An 18,051-nucleotide genomic window follows, 5' to 3' on the forward strand; every position below is an offset into this window, starting at 1 on the left:
GGTGAGGCTGGGTCGCCGGACGGGACTTGGCGGAGCGTCTACGAGGGCGCCCGCCCCGCCCGAACGGTGCACGGGCGGCCGTCGTTGGCACCGTCCCCTCTGGACGCGCCCCTCCCCGCATGACGTACGGCATCACCGGCAACACGACGAAAGACGCGCTCTGGGAGCCCGTGACCGCGCTCACGCGGTGGCTCCACCGCAAGGGGATCGCGTTCCGGCTCCACGCCGACGTCGCCGAAGGCCTCGTCGCGCGCGGCCTGGTCGACGACGCGTTCGCCGCCGAGCACGGCTCGGACGACGTCGCGGCCGACGCCGACGTCCTGCTCTCGTACGGGGGCGACGGCACGCTCCTGCGCTCGGCGCACCGGGCCGAGGGGACGCCGATCCTGGGCGTCAACATCGGCCGGCTCGGGTTCCTGACGAAGGTGGAGGTCGCCGACGTCGAGCATGCCGTCGAGCTCCTCGAAGCCGGGGCGTTTGGGGTCGAGAGCCGGATCACGCTGGCCGTCGAGGTCTCGGGCACCGGCCGCGCGGGCGGGGCGGCGGACGGACCGGCGCTCGCCGACCTCCCTGCGTGGGCGCTCAACGACGTCGTCGTCGACAAGTCGGGCACGACGAGCATGATCCAGGTCGAGGCGACCGTCGACGGCGCCCACCTCAACACGTACTGGGCCGATGGCCTCGTCGTGGCCACGCCGACCGGGTCGACGGCCTACGCGCTCTCGGTGGGCGGGCCGATCCTGGTGCCGGGCGCGGACGTCATCGTCGTGGCGCCCATCGCCCCGCACACGCTGACCGCCCGGCCCATCGTGCTCCCGTGCGACGCCGAGCTCGTGCTCCGGGTCGAGACGCGGGGCCACCCGTTCGCGTTCGCCGTCGACGGCACGTCGACGCTGCTCGACGGCGGCGGCGACGTGGTCGTCCGCGTCCGCCGGTCGGACCACGCCGTCCGCCTCGTGACGCTCCCCGACCGCGACTACTTCTCGACCATCCGCGAAAAGCTGTCCTGGGGGCAGGCGGGGGTGTTTTAGGAGGGATCGAGGGATGCGGGATAGAGGGATGAGCGGGCGCTACAGGCCGCCCCGCCCTCTGCTCGTGCCCGATTCCTCCCGCCCCTCTCTACACCAAAACGCCCCCGCTTCCTGCGAAGCGGGGGCGTCGGGCGACCCGGACGAGACTTGAACTCGCGACCTCCTGCGTGACAGGCAGGCGTTCTAACCAACTGAACTACCGGGCCAGCGGGGTGCGACCAAACTACGGCCCCCATGTGGGCGGGGGCGAGCGGGGTGGCCGCTCCGCCGGATCTTAACCGTGAGGCCGCGATCCGGGCGGGGTGGTCGAGGGCGGACTTGAACCGCCGACACACGGATTTTCAGTCCGTTGCTCTACCAACTGAGCTACTCGACCCGCTCTGCCTAGCGCCGGTGACGCCGGGCGGGGCTGACGAATATACGCGGCGGCCGGCGGATTCCACCACCGGCCACCGCGCCGAGACTCGGTGAAGAGGGCAGCGGGCAGCGGGCAGCGGGCAGCGGGCAGCGGGCAGCGGGCAGCGGGCAGCAGAAGATCACCGCCCCGCCCTTTGGGTCCGTCCGTGGCGTGGGCGGGGTGGCCGTCGTAGCGCCGTTGCATGCGATGCCGTCAGGCCGAGACGTCTGGGGCCGCCCCGCCCTCAAAAACGTAGCGGCCCAGATTCGTAGGGACACTACGCGTGGTGTCCGCATGGGGGCACAATGCCCGCCCCGCCCACGGCACGGGCGGGGCGGATGCCGTAGCGCCGTCCCCTGCAACGGCGCCTGGGAGGAGCGGCGCCGTGCAGGACCGCCCCGCCCGTAGCCGAGCAGGGCGGCGACGGGCGGGGTGGGTCAGAAAAAATGATCCGGGGGGTTGCGCTCGCCCCCGATCTACTATACAATTAGTACGAACCGACCGAAGCTCTATGAGAAACCCCCTCACCCCGCTCGGCGGGACCGAAATGGAGGTGCTCCGCGAGGTCTGGGCGCTCGGCCGCGCGACGGCCCGCGACGTCCACGACCGCATCTCCGCGCGCCGCCGCCTCGCCTACACCACCGTCATGACGGTGATGAAGAACCTGGCCGACAAGGGCTACCTCCAGTACGAGCCCGAGGGGACGGCCTACGTCTACTCGGCAGCCCGCCCGCCCGAGGAGGTCCAGGGGACCGTGCTCTCGGGCATCCTCGACAAGGTGTTCGGGGGCTCGGCCCGCGACCTCGTCCAGACCCTCGTGGACCAGGGCTCGCTGAGCGAGGCCGACCGCGCCGACCTCCGCCGGATCGTCGACCGCCTGGAGGACGACCCCGCCCCGCCCTCCGATGCCTGACGCCGCCACGCTCGCCAGTTTGGGCGGGGCGGCGCTAGGGTCGCTCTGGCTCCCCGTCGCCGCCTGGACCGTGCTCGCGCTCATCATTGAGGGCGCGCTCCGCCTGACGCGCGCCGAGGCCGCCGTCGGGCTGCCCGTGCGCGGGGCGGCGCTCGCCGCGCTGCCCGTCGCGCTCGCCGTGCCGGCCGCTCTGGGCGCGTGGGCGCCCAACGTGCCCGTCGCGCTCGCCGCCTTCGCCCCGCCCGCCGTGACGTGGCTGCCCGAGGTCGTCGTCGGGGGCGGGGCGGCCGCACCCGCCCTCGTCGCCCCGCCCGCCGGGCTCATCGCCCTGGGCGTGCTGACGGCGCTGGCCCTCGCCGCGAGCGTCGTCGCGCTCGTGCGGGTCGCCGGCGGCGCGCTGCGCCTGGCCCGCGTGCGGCGCGCCCTCCCCCCCGCCCCGCCCGCCGTCGCGGCGGCCCTCGACGCGGCCCGGCAGCGGGCGGGCGTCGGGCGGCCGGTCGCGGCCGTCGAGGCGCCGCCCGGCGCGGCCCCGTTCACGGTCGGCTGGCGGCGCCCAGTCGTGGCCGTGCCAGCCGACCTGGGCGGGGCGGCGCTCGACGTGGCGCTGGCCCACGAGCTCGCCCACGTCCGCCGGGCCGACTTCGCGTGGCACGCGGCGCAGCGCGCCGTCGCCGCCGCCTTCGTGTGGCACCCGCTCGCGCAGGCGCTCGGGCGCGGCCTCGACCTCGACCGCGAGCGGGCCGCCGACGCCGCCGTGCTCGCGGCCTGCCCGGGCCGCCGCCGGACCTACGCCGACCTCCTCCTCCGCTACGCCTCCCTCCCCGCCCCGCCCCTCGCGCTGGGGGCGGGGCGGGGGGATTCGTCCCTCAAAACCCGCATCGACGCCATGACCTGCACCCTCTCGCCCGACCGCGCCCGCCGCCTCGCCCGCCGCGGCCGCCTCGCCGGCCTCCTGACGCTCGTTCTCGCTGGCGGACTCGCGGCCATGACGGCTCCCCACCCCGCCCCGCCCGATCCCGCGGGCGACCGCGCGCTCGCCCCACCCGACACGACGGACGAGGTGTACGAGGTGGCCGACGTCCAACCCCAGCTCATCGGCGGGCTGGAGGGCCTCCAGGAGCGCCTCGACTACCCCGAGCTCCAGCACCAGGCGGGCGTCGAGGGCACGGCAGTCCTTCAGTTTATCGTGAGCAAAGAGGGAGCCGTGACGGACCTCCAGCTGCTCCGCTCGACGGGCAACGACGGCCTGGACCAAGCGGCGGCCGAGGCCGTCCGCGAGGCGCGGTTCGAGCCCGGTATGCAGGACGGGCAGCCCGTCCGCGTCCGGTTCGCCGTCCCCGTCACGTTCCAGCTTGAGGGCGGGGCGGCCACCCCGCCCGTGCCCGAGGCTGGCGCCGACGGCGTCTACAACGTGGCCGAGGTCCAGCCGGAGCTGGTCGGCGGCCTGGAGGCGCTCCAGGAGCGGGTCGTCTACCCCGAGGACGCCAGGGCCGAAGGCGTCGAGGGCCAGGTGGTCGTCCAGTTCGTCGTGACCGAGGCGGGCGGGGTGGCGGACCCGGCCGTGCTCCGCTCGCCGGACGACCGGCTGAGCGCGGCGGCGCTCGACGCCGTGCGCGGTCTCCGGTTCGAGCCCGGCCGCCAGGGCGGGGAGGCGGTGCCGGTCCGGTTCGCGGTCCCCATCACGTTCCGGCTGCCGGCCGGCGAGGACCAGGGGATGGCGCCGGGCGAGGTCCGCTACTGGGGCGTCGACGTGTCCCGGCTCTCGGGCGGGGCGGAGATCGAGCGCCGCATCCGCTCACTGCCCTCCACGCTCGCTCAGGAGAACGCGGCGGGGGGGACAGCGGAAGTCCGCTACACGATCGGCGCCGACGGCGTCCCCTACGACATCGACGTCGTCAGCGGGGGCGGGCCGCTGCTGGACGCGGCCCTCGCGATCGTACGGGCTCCCGCGTTCCACACGGCCGAAGGCGCCCGCCCCGGCCTGGGCGGCACCTGGACGGGCACGTTCGGGCTGAACTACCAGCGCCCAGGCTGAGAGAGCACCCCGCCGCCCCGCCCTCACCTTGGGCGGGGCGGTGTACTTTGACGCCGGAAGCCAGGGGTGCCGTCCCCAGCCCGCCTCGTGCGGGCGGGGCGGCTGAGACAGACCCTCCGCACCTGATCCGGCTCGTACCGGCGTAGGGAGCGCTTCACGCCCGCCGAGCACGCGCGTGCCCGGGCGGGGTGGCCCCGGGAGCTTCCGCCTACTCCCACCCCGCCCCGCCCCCATGACGCGCCTCCGCATCGGCCTCGAGTGGTTCCTCAACCCGGACCACGTCCCGTTCCTCCTCGCCCAAGACCGCGGCTGGTTCGCCGACGAAGGGCTAGAGATCGAGCTCGTCGAGCCCGAGGAGCACCTCGACGCCGTCGAGGCCATCGAGCGGGGCGAGCTCGACGTGGCCGTCACCGAGCCGCTCCACCTCGTCGAGGACCGGGCCGAGGGCCGGCCGTGCGTCGGGTTCGCTCGCTTCCTCCACACCAACGGCGGCGTGATGGCGAAGGCCGAGATCGCCCGCCCGCGCGACATGGCGGGGCGGCGGATCCAGTACCCCGGCGCTCCCGGCCCCGGCGGACCCGCCATCGTCGCCACGATGGTCGAGGCCGACGGCGGGCCGACCGGCACCGAAGACGGCTACGGCCGCGTCAACAACTCGTTCTACCACACCGACGCGCTCGCCGAGGACAAAGCCGACGTGGCCACGCTCGTGTTCCACAACTTCGAGATCGTCGAGGCCGAGCACCGCGGGCTCGACGTGCGAATGTTCGCGCTCAAGGACTGGGGCGTCCCCGACTTCTGCCAGCTCATCCTCATCGCGCACCCCGACGCGCTCGCCGAGCGGCGCGCGGCGTTCGAGGCGCTCGTCCGCGTGCTCCGGCGCGGCGTCGACGCCGTCAAGCAGGCGCCCGAGGCCGCCCGCGCCGTCTACTTCGCGCACACCGAGACGGACGCCGGCGACGCCCTCACGCGCGCCATTTACGACGCGACCGTCCCCTGCTTCACGCACGACTTCTCGATGAGCGCCGACTACTACCGGCAGCTTGAGGCGTGGATGCACGAGCGCGGCCTCATTGACGAGACGCCGGGCGCCGACGCCTACTGGACGAACGAGCTCGCGCTGTAGCGCCCCGCCCCGCCCCGCCCGGGCGGGGTGGCACAGGGAGGCCTGCCTGCTGGACGGAGGCGCCGAGCGCGACGCGAGGGCGTCTCGCCTCGCCCTACCGCCCCGCCCGGACCCGCTCCACGGGGCGGGGCGGCCCCAGGACGCTCGTCCGCCCCGCGGCCTCTGCGAGCGCGAGCTCTCGGTCTTCGGCGTCCTGGGCGCGCACGATCCGCCGCGCGCGCCACGTGACGAACAGGAGCCCAGCCGTCACGAAGAGGGCCAGGTAGAAGCGGACGTCGTTAAAGTCGAAGCCGTCGGGGAGCATGGGGGCGGGGTGGCGGTGGAGCAGCAGCGGTACGCGGCCGCCCCGCCCAGGTTACGCCGCCCCGCCCGGCGCGCCTCGCGTCCACCCCGCCCCACCATGGGCGGGGCAGTCTGGTGGGGCAGTCTCAGAGCGGGGCGGGGTGGTCTACTCGCGGCCCGGCAGGTGCAGCTCCGTCGGGTCCGCCGTCGCCGCGCGGAGCGTGCCGCGGCTGATGATCGTCGCGCCCTTGTTGCCGCGGTTGGTCACCTCGAACTTGGTCGTGCGCACGATCTCGGTGCGGCCGCGGCTGGTCTCGACTTCGAGCCCGCGCCGGGCGGCCTCCGACACGGCCATCCCGAGCACGCGGTCGTCCGCCCCGCTCAGGCGCATGGCGATGACGCCTTTGGCTGCGCTCTTGAAGACCGGCACCTGCGGGACTGGGAAGATGAGCGCCCGGCCCTGCCGCGACGCCAGGCACACGTTCTCGGACCCCGCCGCGACCTCGGCGCCGATCACGCGCTCGCCCGACTTCACGCGCATAAAGACGCGGCCGTTCTTGTTCGACGGCTCCACGAACGTCTCGGTCTCGAAGCGGACCGCGAGCCCGTCTGAGGACACGGCGACGATGTACGGGCCGGCGACGACGTTGTCGCCCACGGGCGCGCCGTCGCCCGCGAACAGCTCCGGCTGCGGCTCGCCGTCGACTTCGGGGACGCCCGTCGGGAGCACGCGGTCGTCGAACGAGACCACGCCCACGACCGTCTCCTTGTCCGCGAAGTCGAAAAACTTCTGGACCGGGTCGCCATAGCCCGTCGTCTGCGGGAGGTCGTCGACGCGCATCGTGTAGCACCGCCCGGCCGACGTCAGGAACCCGGCGGTCGCGCGCGTCGACGCCGCGAGCGCGTAGAGCACGCGGTCGCCCTCGCGCACGCGGATCGCGTCGAGGTCGGTGTAGGACCGCTGCCGCTTGACCCAGCCGTCGCGCGTCACGATGACGTAGACGTCCTCCTTCGTGATGTAGTCCTCGGCCGAGTACTCGACGACGGCGTCCGGCCCGGAGACGGCCGTGCGGCGCTCGTCGGCGTACTGCTTTTTGACGTCGCGGAGCTCGCGGCGGACCATCTTCCACCGCCCCGCCTCGTCGGCCAGGAGCGCGCGGATCTCGGCCGCCCGGGCCTCCTTTTCGCGGAGCTCCTTGAGGATGGCGTCGATCTCCATCCGCGCCAGCCGGTAGAGCTTGATCTCGAGCACGGCGTCGGCCTGGTCCTCGTCGATCCCGAAGCGGTGGCGGAGCCGGCCGTTCGCGTCCGCCTTGTTCTTCGAGGCGCGGATGAGCGCGATCGCCTCGTCGAGCGCGTCGAAGATGACGGCGAGCCCTTCGAGGATGTGGATCCGCTTTTCGAGCGCGCGGAGCTCGTGCGCGAGCCGCCGCGTGACCACGTCGAGGCGGAAGTCGAGAAAGTGGCGGAGCGCCGTCCGCAGGTCCACCTTCTCGGGCGCCGCGACCTCCGGATTGTCCGTCGGCACGAGCGCCGTCATGTTGACGTGGAAGCGGCTCTGGAGCGGCGTGTGCTTGAACAGGTACGCCATCGCGGCCTCGGCGCTCGCGCCCCGCTTCAGCTCCAGCACGATGCGGACGTCCTCGGTCGACTCATCGCGGATGTCGACGATCTGCGGGACCTTCCCCGCCCGGATGTGGTCGGCGATCTTCTCGATGAGGTCGGCCTTCTGGGTCGCGTACGGGATCGAGGTCACGACCACGCGGCTCTTCCCCTCGGTCTCGAACTCGCCCCTTAGATCGACGGCGCCCTCGCCGGTCTCGTAGATCTTCGCGATCTCCTCGGGCGTGTTGAGGATGCGCCCGCCGGTCGGGAAGTCGGGTCCCTGGACGTACTGCAGGAGCGTGTCGACGCGCGCGTTCGGGCTCTTGAGCAGCGCCAGGGCCGCGTCGACGACCTCGCCCAGGTTGTGCGGCGGCACGTTCGTCGCCATCCCGACCGCGATCCCGGTGGCCCCGTTGACGAGGAAGTTGGGGGCCGTCGCCGGGAGCACGACGGGCTCGAAGAGTTGGCCGTCGTAGGTCGGCCGGAAGGGGACCGTGTCCTGGCGGATCTCGCGGAGCAACTCGGCGCCGAGCGGCCGCAGCCGGGCCTCGGTGTAGCGCATGGCCGCGGCCGCGTCGCCGTCGAGGCTCCCGAAGTTGCCCTGGCCGTCGACGAGCGGCGCGCGGAGCGACCACGTCTGGGCCATCCGCACCATGGCGTCGTAGATCGCCGTATCGCCGTGCGGGTGGTACTTGCCCATTGTTTCCCCCACGATCGTCGCACTCTTTCTGTGCCTAGATTCCGGCGTCAGCCGGAGCCCCGTGTACATCGCGTACAGGATCCGCCGCTGGACCGGCTTCAGCCCGTCGCGGACGTCGGGGAGCGCGCGGCTCGTGATGACCGAGAGGGCGTAGGTGAGGTACCGCTCCTTGGCGGTCTCGTGGAGCGGGATCGTGTCGACGACGGGCATTGGCGTGCGTGTCCGGGGGATGCGCCAAAGTACGAGGCCGGGGTGACAGGGCGCGTCATACGCCGCCCCGCCCCGAGGCAGACGCACGGCGGCTGTCTGATGCGGCCCCGCGTCCTGCCGGTCCTGCCGGAGGGCGGGGCGGTCGGCCTCGCGCCCTGTTCTGCGGGCGGGGCGGCCGGGCACGGTCCGTGCGCGCCTCACGCCGCCCCGCCCTGCGTCCGTGTCCACACGCTGGCTCCTGCTCGCTCTCCTCGCCGGTTGCCAGCCCGAGGCGCCGTCGCCAGCCGCCCCGCCCGCGGCCGCCGAGCGGGACGCGGCGCCGGCACCCGCCCCGCTCGATCTGTTCGCCCGCGGTCCGCGTGGCGAGCCGGTCGCGGCCGACTCGTTCCGGGCGCTCGCCGCCGCCGCCGACACGGCGGGCGGGGCGGTGGCGCTCCTGGGCGGGGCGGGCACGTTCCACGGCGACGAGGTCGAGGTGCAGACCGGCGAGCGGTGGCAGGGGCTCTACCCGACGCTGGGCGGGGTGGCGCTCCGGTCGTTCGCCGTCCGCGTCGAGACGGTCCGGGACGAGGTCGTGGACGACCCGGGCGGCCCGCCCACCGGCCGGCGCGTAACGACGCCGTTCTCGACCGTCGACGCGTGGGGCTCCGTCGAGGACGACGCCCTGTTCCTCGTCCGACCACCCCGCCCGTTCGCGGACGGGCCGGCGCCGACGGCGTTCGCCGGGCGGTGGCCGCTCGCGTCGGGCGAGATCGGCCTGAGGCTGGGCGGGGCGGCCTACGTGCTGAGCGTGGTCGAAGGCCCGGAGGCCGTGGGCGCGCCCGAGCCCGTCCGCCCCGCCCGCGTCGCCGTGCTGTCGGCGGGCGGGGTGGGGCAGCCCGTCGCGCACCTCGTCGGCGACGGCCGCCCCGCCCTCTTGTGGGCCGGGGATCTGGACGGCGATGGCCGGCTCGACCTGCTGCTGGACGAGGCCGACCACTACGTCGTCTCGCGGCCCGCGCTCTACCTGTCGAGTGCCGCCCCGCCCGGCGCGCTCGTCGGGCGGGCGGGGCGGCACCGCACGAGCGGCTGCTGAGGCGCCGCCCCAGGCAGCCCACCGTCCGCGGCCGTAGGGACACGCCCACCCCCGCCCGTCCCCTGACGGCGGGCACGGGAGAGCCACCGGACAGGGCGTCCGGCGACGCCCGACATCGCCGTGGGCGGGGCGGATCGGCGGGCAGGGCGGCAACCGGCGTGGGCGCGCGCCGGTACCTCCGGCCCCCTCTCTCCCACCCCGCCCCCAGTGTTATGGGCCTCTTCAGCCTCAACCTCAAAAGCTTCGACGACCTCTACGTCGCCCAACTCAAGGACCTCTACAGCGCCGAGTCGCAGCTCGTCGACGCGCTCCCCAAGATGGCCGACGCGGCCGCCCACCCCGACCTCAAGCAGGCGTTCATGCGCCACCTCGAGACCACGAGGCGCCAGAAGGACCGGCTCGAGCAGATCGGCAAGAACCTCGGCAAGAGCCTCTCCGGCGAGACCTGCGAGGCCATGAAGGGGCTCGTGAAGGAGGGCCAGGAGATCATCGACGCCGACGGCGACGAGGCCGTCCGCGACGCCGGCCTGATCGCGGCGGCCCAGCGCGTCGAGCACTACGAGATCGCCGGCTACGGGACCGTCCGCACGTTCGCCGAGCGGCTCCGCCGCGACGACGACGCCCGACTCCTCGCCGAAACGCTGGCTGAGGAGGAGGCGACGGACGACTCGCTCACGCAGCTCGCCGAGTCCATCGTCAACCCGTTCGCCGCCGAGGCCTAGGCCATCCGCCCCGCCCCGCTCACGAGGGCGGGGCGGTCACGTTTTCACTTCCCCCACCCTCTCTCCCCACATGTTTTACCACGACAACAAGCTCCAGTACGAGGTCAAGGTCGACAAGCCGAACCCGCTCTTCGCCAAGGCCCTCCAGCAGGCCATCGGCGGCCAGGAGGGCGAGATGCGCGTGTGCCTCCAGTACCTGTTCCAGGCGTGGAACCAGCCGCCGTCGCAGTCGAAGTACCGCGACATGCTGCTCAACACGGGCACCGAGGAGATCAGCCACATCGAGATCCTGTGCACGGCCGTCGCCCTTAACCTCGAAGGCGCCCCGACCCAGGTCCAGGACGAGGCGGCCGAGAACCCGATGGTGGCCGCCATCCTCGGCGGGATGCAGCCGCGCCAGTTCCTCTCGGCCGGGCTGGGCGCGATGCCCGTCGACGCCAACGGCGGCCCGTTCACGGGCAACTACATCGTGGCGAGCGGCAACCTCGCCGGCGACATGTACGCCAACGTCATGGCCGAGTCGACCGGCCGCACGCTCGCGGCCCGGCTCTACCACATGACCGACGACGCGGGCATGAAGGACATGCTCCGGTTCCTGCTCGCCCGCGACACGATGCACCAGAACCAGTGGCTGGCCGTCATCGAGGAGCTGGGCGGGGTGGAGAACGTCCACCCGATCCCGGCGTCGATCCCCATGTCGGAGGAGCAGAAGGGGCCGCACGTCGAGGAGATGAACCTGAGCTACGCGTTCATGTCGACGCACATCGAGCCGCAGGACGACCCCGGCGCCCGCTACACGTCGGGCCGCTCGATCGACGGCAAGGGCGAGTTCTCGTTCATCCCGAAGATGGAGCCGCTCGGCGGCGAGCCCCAGCTCCCCGAGCCGCCGCCGTCCACGTTCGACGCGGCGACGCCGCAGGACGGGGCCAAAAGCGGGGCCGCTGGGCTGGTCCAGAAGGCGAAGGACGCGCTCTCCTGAGCCGCCCCGCCCGCCCTCGGTAGGCCCGCGCCGCCCCGCCCCCGCACGCCGGGGGCGGGGCGGCGCTCGTTTGGGCGAGGCGGTCGGCACGGGCTGTGGGCGGGGTGGTCGGTACGGGCCGTCGGTGTAGGCCGCGGGCGGGGCGGGGCAGCACGGGCCGTCAGTGTGGGGCGGGGCGGAGCGAGGCCGCAGGAGCAGCGGACCTAAGGGCGGGGCGGAGCGGGGCCTAAGAAAAGCCCTTGCCCTACAGGCGCTTCACGCTACCTTGACGGCGGCTCCCGAGCGCCCCACCCCGCCCCCGGCCCTATGCTCTTCGCTACCCGCGTCGCCCTCGCCACAGGGCTCCTCGTCCTGCTCGCCGCCGCCCACCCCGCCCGCGCCCAGGAGCGGGCGGTGACCGGGACCGTCACCGACGCCGAGACCGGCGCCCCGCTGGCCGGCGTGAACGTGGTGGCCGGGACGCCGCCGGTCGGGACGTCGACCGACGCCGACGGCGGCTACCGCCTGGACGTGCCGGCCGGGGCCGACTCGCTCGTGTTCTCGTTTATTGGCTACGAGCGGCTCGCCGTGGCCGTCGACGGGCGGGCGGTCGTCGACGTGGCGCTCGCGCCCGCGTCCCGGGTCTTCGACGACGTCGTGGTGACGGCGCTCGGAATCGAGCGCGAGGAGCGCGAGTTGGGGTACTCGGTCCAGCAGATCGACGCGGCCGACCTCCAGGAGGCCGACACCGGCAACCTCGTCTCGGCCCTCTCCGGCCGGGTCGCCGGTGCCCAAGTCATCGACACGGGCGGGGCGCCGGGCCAGGGAGCCCGGATCATCCTCCGCGGGATCACCTCGCTCGACCCGAACGCCGACAACCAGCCGCTCTTCGTCGTCGACGGCGTCCCCATCGACAACTCGACGGACTCGGGCGCCGAGGGGTTCAACTCGCGCGGGTTCTCGAACCGGGCCGTCGACCTCAACCCCAATGACGTCGCCTCGGTCAACGTGCTAAAGGGGGCCGCCGCCACGACGCTCTACGGGGTCCGCGCCGCCAACGGGGCCGTCATCGTGACCACCAAGCGCGGCCGCGCCGGGACCACGCGCGTCGAGGTCACGAGCGAGGTCGGGGCCGAGGGCGTCAACCGCACCCCCGAGGTCCAGCAGGTCTACACCCAGGGGTTCGGCGGCGCGTACGACCCCACGAGCTTCTGGTGCTGCTGGGGCGCCCCGATCGACGAGGCCCGCCAGGTCACGCCCGACCTCCAGTTCTACAACAACTGGGAGCAGGCGTACCAGACCGGCTACACGGTCGAGAACAACGTGAGCGTGTCGGGCGGGACGGACGCGGCCTCGTTCTACGCCTCGGTCGGGCGCCTCGACAACGGCGGCGTCCTCCCCTTCAGCGACTGGGCGCGCACCTCGGCCCGCCTGAGCGGGGCGGTCCAGCCGTCGGCGGCGTTCCGGTTCGGCGGCACGCTCAACTACGTCAACTCGGGCGGCGACCGCGTCTTCGCCGACCGCTTCAACGAGCGGCTCGTCTACTGGACCCCGAACCAGGACGTCGCCCAGTACATCAAGCCGAACGGGACCATGTTCGGGTACTACGGGAGCGACGACAACGTGGGCACGAACGCGCTCTACGACGCCCGTTTCGCGACCTACAACGACGACGTCGACCGCCTCATCGGGAGCGTCAACGCCGGCTACACCTTCGCCGAGGGCGTCGACGTGACGTACCGGCTGGGCGTCGACACCTACTCCGACTCCCGCTTCGAGACGCTCCAGGGGCCGCAGGGGATCGCGGGCGAGAACGCGCTGGACAGCGAGGGCGAGGTCGGCGAGACGCGGATCTCGAGCCGCGACCTGACCTCGACGCTCAACGTCTCCTTGTCGAGGCGGTTCGGCGACAAGCTCCAGGCCGACCTCCTCCTGGGCAACGACGTGTTTGGCCGGAGCTACGACCGCGTGAACGTGTCCGGCTCCGACCTCACGATCCCCAACTTCTACACCCTCTCGAACGCCCGCGACCTCACCACCAGCCAGTTCGTCCGCGACCAGCGGCTCGTCGGGCTCTACGGCGACCTCAAGCTGGCCTACGACGAGACCCTCTACCTCAGCCTCACCGGCCGGAACGACTGGACCTCGACGCTCCCCGTCGAGAGCCGCTCGTTCTTCTACCCGTCCCTGAGCCTAGCCTACGTGTTTACCGAGACGCTCGGGTCGTCGCCCGTGCTGGAGTTCGGGAAGGTCCGCGCCTCGTTCTCGCAGGTGGGCAAGGACGCCCCGCCCTACGCCACGAACGTCACGTTCGTCTCGCCCGGCGCCTTCCCGCTCGACGGCCAGACCGGGTTTACGCAGTCGGGCGTTCTGGGCTCGCCCGACCTCAAGCCCGAGCGGACCACGTCGTTCGAGGCCGGCGTCGACCTCCGCTTTCTCGGCGGCCGCGTCGGGCTCGACGCCACGTACTACAACGCGACGAGCCGGGACCAGATCATCCCGGTCCCGATCTCGAACGCGACTGGGTTCTCGCGCTTTATCACGAACGCCGGCTCGATCCGCAACACGGGCGTCGAGCTCGTCCTCAACGCGGCCGTCGTCGAAACCTCGGACGTCGGGTGGGACGTGACGGCCAACTTCGCCCGGAACCGGAACGAGGTCGTCGAGATCCGCGAGGGGATCGAGACCATCGAGGTCGGGAGGCAGTCCGGGTACGCCGGCAGCACCGCCTACCTCCGGCTCCTCCCGGACGCTCCGTACGGCGCCATCTACGGCACGAGCTACGCCCGCTACTACGCGCCCGGCGAGGACGCCGACCCGCTCGAGCTCGACCCCGACCGCCCGCTCCTTATCGGCGCCGACGGGTTCCCCGTCGTCGACCGGACGCTCCGCATCCTGGGCAACATGACGCCCGATTGGATCGGCGGCCTTCTCAACCGGGTCCGCTACAAGAACGTCGAGCTCTCGGCGCTCATCGACGTGAGCTTTGGGGCAGAGAAATACAGCCAGTTCAACAACTTTTTCGCCGCGTTCGGCATCCCCGAGTACACCCTCGACCGCGAAGACACGATGGTCTTCGAGGGCACGACGGCCGACGGGCAGCCCAACGCGCAGCCGGTCTACCTCGGCCAGGGCGCGGGGCCGGACGGCCGGGACTACGGGGCCGGCTACTACCGGAACACGTACCGGGCCTCGACCGAGAACTCGGTCTTCGACGCCAGCTACGTCAAGCTCCGCAACGTGAGCCTCGCCTACGGCCTGCCGGCCTCGCTCGTCGGCCGGGCGGGGATCGACCGCGCTCGCATCCGGCTGGCCGTCAACAACGTCGTCCTGTGGTCGCCCTACCCGTACTGGGACCCCGAGGTGACGTCGGCGGGGTCGGGCTCGAATGCGACCGGGTTCTCGGGCCTGGCCCACCCCGGCGTCGCCAGCTACACGCTCACGCTCGAGCTCGGGATCTGAGCCGCCCCGCCCAGCGGGCTCGCCCGCGCGGCGCCCCGCCCATCGGACCACCCCGCCCTCTCCGCTGCCCCATGACCGCGCGCCTCCGCCCCGCCCTCTCCGTCCTCCTCGCCGGCGCGTTCTTCGTGGCCGCGCCCGGGTGCGACGGGTTCCTCGACATCAACGAGAACCCCAACGAGCCGACGCAGGTGCCGGTCGGCGCGCTCCTCGCCAGCACGACGTTCGCGACGGGCGAGACCACGTTCGGCCTGGGCAACCTCACCGCGAACTACGTCCAGTACCTGGCCTCGCCCAACCGCGCCTCGGCCTCCGACGTCTACGAGCGAATCAGCCTCGACGAGACGTGGGGGAACCTGTACGACGTGATGGCCGACCTCAAGCGGCTCGAGGCCCAGGCCGCGGCGGAGGGGGCGACCGACTACGCGGGCGTCGCCCGGATCCTCCTGGCGTACCACCTCGCCTCGACGGTCGACGCGTGGGGGAGCGCCCCGTACTCGCAGGCCTTCGACCCGGTCGAGACGCTGAACCCGGCCTACGACGACGGCGAGGCCCTCTACAACGAGGTGTTCCGGCTCCTCGCGGACGGGATCGCCGCGCTCGAAGCGGGCGGCTCCACGCTCTCCCCCGGCGGCGACGACTTCGTGTACGGCGGCGACACCGACCTGTGGGTCAAGACGGCCTACGCGCTCCGGGCGCGCTACCTCAACCACCTGACCAAAACGGACGCGTACGACCCGCAGGCCGTGCTTGCGGCCGTGGACCGGGCCTACACGTCGGAGGCCGAGAGCGCGACGGTCGCGTACTTCGATGACGAGATCAACCCGTGGGCCGATGTCGCCATCGACAACGCGAACCTGTTCCTCGGCGGGTGGCTTTCGGAGCAGTTCGTCCAGGCCGTCGACGGGACCACCTACGGCGTGGTCGACCCCCGCATCGAGGCCTACACCGACTCGCTCGCCGACGGCTCCTACGTGGGGACCGTCAACGGGGCGGGGCGGGGTGGCGCCAAAGAGCAGGGCGAGCGCGTCGTGCTCACCACGAACACGTACTACGCCCGCCGGACCGCCCCGCTCGAGCTCGTGACGTACAGCGAGGTCAAGCTCGTCGAGGCCGAGGCCGCGCTCCGGGCCGGCCAGCGCGACCGGGCCTACGCCGCCTACACCGAGGCCATCCGCGCGCACATGGACAAACTGGGCGTCGGCGCCGACGCGGCGGCGGCCTACCTCGCGGCCCCGCAGGTCAGCGTGGGCGCCGCGGCGCTGACCTTGGACGACGTGTTCCGCGAAAAGTACAAGGTCCTGTTCCTGAACCCCGAGGCCTGGGTCGACGCCCGCCGCCACGACTACGACTACGAGGGGTTCGTGCTGCCGGCCAACGCCGAGCTCCCGGAGTTTATCCGCCGGATCGACTACCCGGACACCGAGTACAGCCGCAACGCGAGCAACATCCCGGAGGCCTCGCTGACGGACCGCATCTGGTGGGACCAGTAGCGGGCGGGGCGGCGAGCAGGCGCGCCAGCACGTAGGCGCGTGGGCGGGCGGCCAGCCTGGACCGCCCGCCCGTAGCGTGGGCGGGGCGGTGGCACGGCGGCGCGTGCGACGGGATCTGACGGCCCGCGGCGCAGACAGCACCGGCAGGCGGGGCGGCCGCCGCCTCTACCCCACCCCGCCCCGCCCTAGGCGGCGTTTCCGAGCGCGGCCGTGAAGTAGTCGTCGCCGCCGGGCTGCGGGTGGAGCGCGACGATTCCGGCCCGGGCCAGCGCCACGAGCGTCTTCGAGGCCCGCCACGGCGGCGCCTTCGTCATCCGCGCGTACTCGCGGACGGTGATCCGCTCGTGGCGTTCGAGGTACTCCAGGAGCGTCCGCTCAGCGTCGCCGAACGTGAACTGGGCGCCCTCGCCGCGGCCCTCGGCGCGCATGATCTGGACGGCCTCGCGGCTGGCCTCGACCGACTGGTCGGCCACGCGGACGAACGCCCGGCGCTTGGGGAGCGTCCCGTCCGGCCGGCGGTCGGGGAGCAGGACGTGCGGGCGGTCGAGGCTGGCGGGGACGTGGACGACGAGGACCTCGCGCTTCCGGCTCACGCGGACGGTCTCGAAGCCCAGGTCGATCTCGGGCAGGATCCGCTCGTGGAGCGCCTGCCCGAGCGCGTAGAACTCCTCATGGGCGTCTTTCAGCCCGAGGACCGTCCCGTCGTCGTCGACGCCGACGAGCACCTTGCCGCCGCCCGTGTTCGCGAGCGCGATCACCTCGCGGGCGATCCGCTCGGGGCGGGGCACGCGGTTCTTGAACTCGAGGTGCGCGCCCTCCCCCATCGCCGCCAGCCGCTTGAGGTCGTCGTGGGTCATGCCGGGTGGGAGGATGGTGGTGGGGGAACGGGCGGGGTGGAACGGCGGGCCGCCCCGCCTCCGCGCCCTCTCCGCCCCGCCCGTGCACGCGCGAGGGCTACGCCGCGGTTCCGTCGAAGGCCGGGCCGCGGGCGGGGTCCGTCTCCGGCGCGGCGCTCCGCGTCATGAGCGCCTCGACGGCGTCGCGCGGGGCGAGGCCGTCGAACAGGATGGACCACACGGCCTCGGTGATCGGCATCTCGACGCCGTGCCGGCGCGCGAGCGCGCGGACCGACGCCGTCGTCTGGACGCCCTCGACGACCATCGTCGAGTGGCCGAGCGCCTCGGCCCGCGTCTCGCCCCGCCCGACGCGCTCGCCGAAGGCCCGGTTGCGGCTGTGCCGGCTAAAGCACGTCACCACGAGGTCGCCCAGGCCAGCGAGTCCGGCGAACGTGTGCGCGTCGGCGCCGAGCGCGAGCCCGAGCCGTGTGATCTCGGCGAGCCCCCGCGTCACGAGCGCGGCCTTCGCGTTGTCGCCCAGGTCCAGCCCGTCGGACATCCCGGCCGCGACGGCCATCACGTTCTTGACCGACCCGCCCACCTCGACGCCGACGACATCGGGGTTCGTGTAGACGCGGAGGCTAGGCGTCATGAACAGGTCCTGGACGAACGCCGCGGTGTCCGGGTCGGGGAGCGCGGCGACGACGCTCGTCGGCCGCTCCTGGGCGACCTCCTCGGCGTGGCTCGGCCCGTAGAGCACGCCCACGCGGCCCGCGTCGGCGGCCGGGAGCACGTCGCGGAGCACGGCGCTCGTGGTCAGGAGCGTGTCGGTCTCGATCCCCTTGGCGACGGATACAATAACGGTCTCATTCTCGATCCGCCCCGCGAGCGGCGCCACGACGGCGCGGACCGACTGGCTGGGCACGGCGACCACCCACACCGCCGCCCCGCCCACGACCGCCTCCAGGTCCGACGACACCTCGACCGTGCGCGGGACGTCGGCGCCCGGGAGGTACGCCTCGTTCCGGCGCGTCCGCGCGATCTCGGCGGCGGCCTCCTCGCGGCGCGCCCACAGGCGGGCGGGGTGGCCGGCGCGGGCGAGGCTGATGGCCAGGGCCGTCCCCCAGCTTCCGGCTCCGAGAACGGCGGTGGGCGGGGCGGTGGGCATGACGAGCGGAGAGAGCGGAGAGAGCGGAGAGAGCGGAGAGA

The 18,051-nt window shown here is 73.2% G+C and carries 13 protein-coding genes and 2 tRNA genes; 9 read left to right on the forward strand and 6 right to left on the reverse strand.

Annotated features, from left to right (window positions below; all coding sequences use genetic code 11):
- Positions 1–119: 119 nt before the first annotated feature.
- Positions 120–1,031, forward strand: a complete 912-nt coding sequence (locus RM540_RS13650; RefSeq protein ID WP_311665050.1) for an NAD(+)/NADH kinase — start codon at positions 120–122, stop codon at positions 1,029–1,031.
- 132 nt (positions 1,032–1,163) lie between these two features.
- Here RM540_RS13650 and RM540_RS13655 read toward each other — a convergent pair.
- Both RM540_RS13655 and RM540_RS13660 read right to left on the reverse strand, forming a co-directional pair.
- Positions 1,164–1,237, reverse strand: a tRNA-Asp gene (locus tag RM540_RS13655).
- 97 nt (positions 1,238–1,334) lie between these two features.
- Positions 1,335–1,407 (reverse strand) — tRNA-Phe (locus RM540_RS13660).
- Between the two features lie 532 nt (positions 1,408–1,939).
- Here RM540_RS13660 and RM540_RS13665 point away from each other — a divergent pair.
- The 3 genes from RM540_RS13665 (at position 1,940) to RM540_RS13675 (ending at position 5,502) form a co-directional block, all read left to right on the forward strand.
- Positions 1,940–2,341 carry a BlaI/MecI/CopY family transcriptional regulator gene (locus RM540_RS13665; protein ID WP_311665053.1) on the forward strand — a complete coding sequence of 134 codons (402 nt, stop codon included), beginning with the start codon at positions 1,940–1,942 and terminating at the stop codon, positions 2,339–2,341.
- Positions 2,334–4,376 carry a TonB family protein gene (locus tag RM540_RS13670; protein ID WP_311665057.1) on the forward strand — a complete coding sequence of 681 codons (2,043 nt, stop codon included), beginning with the start codon at positions 2,334–2,336 and terminating at the stop codon, positions 4,374–4,376. Before RM540_RS13665 ends, RM540_RS13670 begins: the two co-directional genes overlap by 8 nt.
- Positions 4,377–4,608: 232 nt before the next feature.
- On the forward strand, positions 4,609–5,502 hold the full coding sequence (locus RM540_RS13675) for an ABC transporter substrate-binding protein (RefSeq protein ID WP_311665059.1): 894 nt from the start codon (positions 4,609–4,611) through the stop codon (positions 5,500–5,502).
- Between the two features lie 94 nt (positions 5,503–5,596).
- Here the strand turns inward: RM540_RS13675 and RM540_RS13680 are convergent, their stop codons facing one another.
- Together RM540_RS13680 and RM540_RS13685 are read right to left on the reverse strand one after the other, a co-directional pair.
- The gene (locus tag RM540_RS13680) at positions 5,597–5,806 is read right to left on the reverse strand and encodes a hypothetical protein (protein WP_311665061.1); all 210 of its coding nucleotides are present in this window, start codon (positions 5,804–5,806) and stop codon (positions 5,597–5,599) included.
- A 144-nt stretch (positions 5,807–5,950) separates the two neighbouring features.
- The gene (locus RM540_RS13685) at positions 5,951–8,299 is read right to left on the reverse strand and encodes a DNA gyrase/topoisomerase IV subunit A (RefSeq protein WP_311665063.1); all 2,349 of its coding nucleotides are present in this window, start codon (positions 8,297–8,299) and stop codon (positions 5,951–5,953) included.
- A 220-nt stretch (positions 8,300–8,519) separates the two neighbouring features.
- On the opposite strand from RM540_RS13685, the gene RM540_RS13690 reads away from it, so the two are divergent.
- From RM540_RS13690 to RM540_RS13710, 5 genes are all read left to right on the forward strand, one after another.
- Positions 8,520–9,374, forward strand: coding sequence for a hypothetical protein (locus RM540_RS13690; RefSeq protein WP_311665065.1), 855 nt, complete (start codon positions 8,520–8,522; stop codon positions 9,372–9,374).
- 212 nt (positions 9,375–9,586) lie between these two features.
- Positions 9,587–10,096, forward strand: coding sequence for a ferritin-like domain-containing protein (locus tag RM540_RS13695; protein WP_311665067.1), 510 nt, complete (start codon positions 9,587–9,589; stop codon positions 10,094–10,096).
- Between the two features lie 70 nt (positions 10,097–10,166).
- On the forward strand, positions 10,167–11,075 hold the full coding sequence (locus tag RM540_RS13700) for a manganese catalase family protein (protein ID WP_311665069.1): 909 nt from the start codon (positions 10,167–10,169) through the stop codon (positions 11,073–11,075).
- 306 nt (positions 11,076–11,381) lie between these two features.
- Positions 11,382–14,516 carry a SusC/RagA family TonB-linked outer membrane protein gene (locus RM540_RS13705; protein WP_311665071.1) on the forward strand — a complete coding sequence of 1,045 codons (3,135 nt, stop codon included), beginning with the start codon at positions 11,382–11,384 and terminating at the stop codon, positions 14,514–14,516.
- A gap of 71 nt (positions 14,517–14,587) precedes the next feature.
- Positions 14,588–16,006, forward strand: a complete 1,419-nt coding sequence (locus RM540_RS13710) for a SusD/RagB family nutrient-binding outer membrane lipoprotein (protein ID WP_311665073.1) — start codon at positions 14,588–14,590, stop codon at positions 16,004–16,006.
- 185 nt (positions 16,007–16,191) lie between these two features.
- Here RM540_RS13710 and RM540_RS13715 read toward each other — a convergent pair whose 3' ends face one another.
- Both RM540_RS13715 and RM540_RS13720 read right to left on the reverse strand, forming a co-directional pair.
- Entirely contained in the window at positions 16,192–16,863 is a 672-nt protein-coding gene (locus tag RM540_RS13715; RefSeq protein ID WP_311665075.1) for an AlbA family DNA-binding domain-containing protein, read from the reverse strand.
- A 97-nt stretch (positions 16,864–16,960) separates the two neighbouring features.
- Complete coding sequence (locus RM540_RS13720) at positions 16,961–18,010, reverse strand: NAD(P)H-dependent glycerol-3-phosphate dehydrogenase (RefSeq protein WP_311665078.1); 1,050 nt, start codon at positions 18,008–18,010, stop codon at positions 16,961–16,963.
- Between the last annotated feature and the right edge of the window lie 41 nt (positions 18,011–18,051).

Source organism: Rubrivirga litoralis (assembly GCF_031846415.1).
GTDB lineage: Bacteria > Bacteroidota > Rhodothermia > Rhodothermales > Rubricoccaceae > Rubrivirga > Rubrivirga litoralis.

What these genes read in the sequence shown, in the direction of transcription:
- RM540_RS13675 (WP_311665059.1), top strand. Translation starts at nt 4,609, where the DNA reads ATGACGCGCCTCCGCATCGGCCTCGAGTGGTTCCTCAACCCGGACCAC.
- RM540_RS13665 (WP_311665053.1), top strand. Translation starts at nt 1,940, where the DNA reads ATGAGAAACCCCCTCACCCCGCTCGGCGGGACCGAAATGGAGGTGCTC.
- RM540_RS13680 (WP_311665061.1), bottom strand. Translation starts at nt 5,806, where the DNA reads ATGCTCCCCGACGGCTTCGACTTTAACGACGTCCGCTTCTACCTGGCC.
- RM540_RS13715 (WP_311665075.1), bottom strand. Translation starts at nt 16,863, where the DNA reads ATGACCCACGACGACCTCAAGCGGCTGGCGGCGATGGGGGAGGGCGCG.
- RM540_RS13705 (WP_311665071.1), top strand. Translation starts at nt 11,382, where the DNA reads ATGCTCTTCGCTACCCGCGTCGCCCTCGCCACAGGGCTCCTCGTCCTG.
- RM540_RS13700 (WP_311665069.1), top strand. Translation starts at nt 10,167, where the DNA reads ATGTTTTACCACGACAACAAGCTCCAGTACGAGGTCAAGGTCGACAAG.
- RM540_RS13685 (WP_311665063.1), bottom strand. Translation starts at nt 8,299, where the DNA reads ATGCCCGTCGTCGACACGATCCCGCTCCACGAGACCGCCAAGGAGCGG.
- RM540_RS13670 (WP_311665057.1), top strand. Translation starts at nt 2,334, where the DNA reads ATGCCTGACGCCGCCACGCTCGCCAGTTTGGGCGGGGCGGCGCTAGGG.
- RM540_RS13710 (WP_311665073.1), top strand. Translation starts at nt 14,588, where the DNA reads ATGACCGCGCGCCTCCGCCCCGCCCTCTCCGTCCTCCTCGCCGGCGCG.
- RM540_RS13720 (WP_311665078.1), bottom strand. Translation starts at nt 18,010, where the DNA reads ATGCCCACCGCCCCGCCCACCGCCGTTCTCGGAGCCGGAAGCTGGGGG.
- RM540_RS13650 (WP_311665050.1), top strand. Translation starts at nt 120, where the DNA reads ATGACGTACGGCATCACCGGCAACACGACGAAAGACGCGCTCTGGGAG.
- RM540_RS13695 (WP_311665067.1), top strand. Translation starts at nt 9,587, where the DNA reads ATGGGCCTCTTCAGCCTCAACCTCAAAAGCTTCGACGACCTCTACGTC.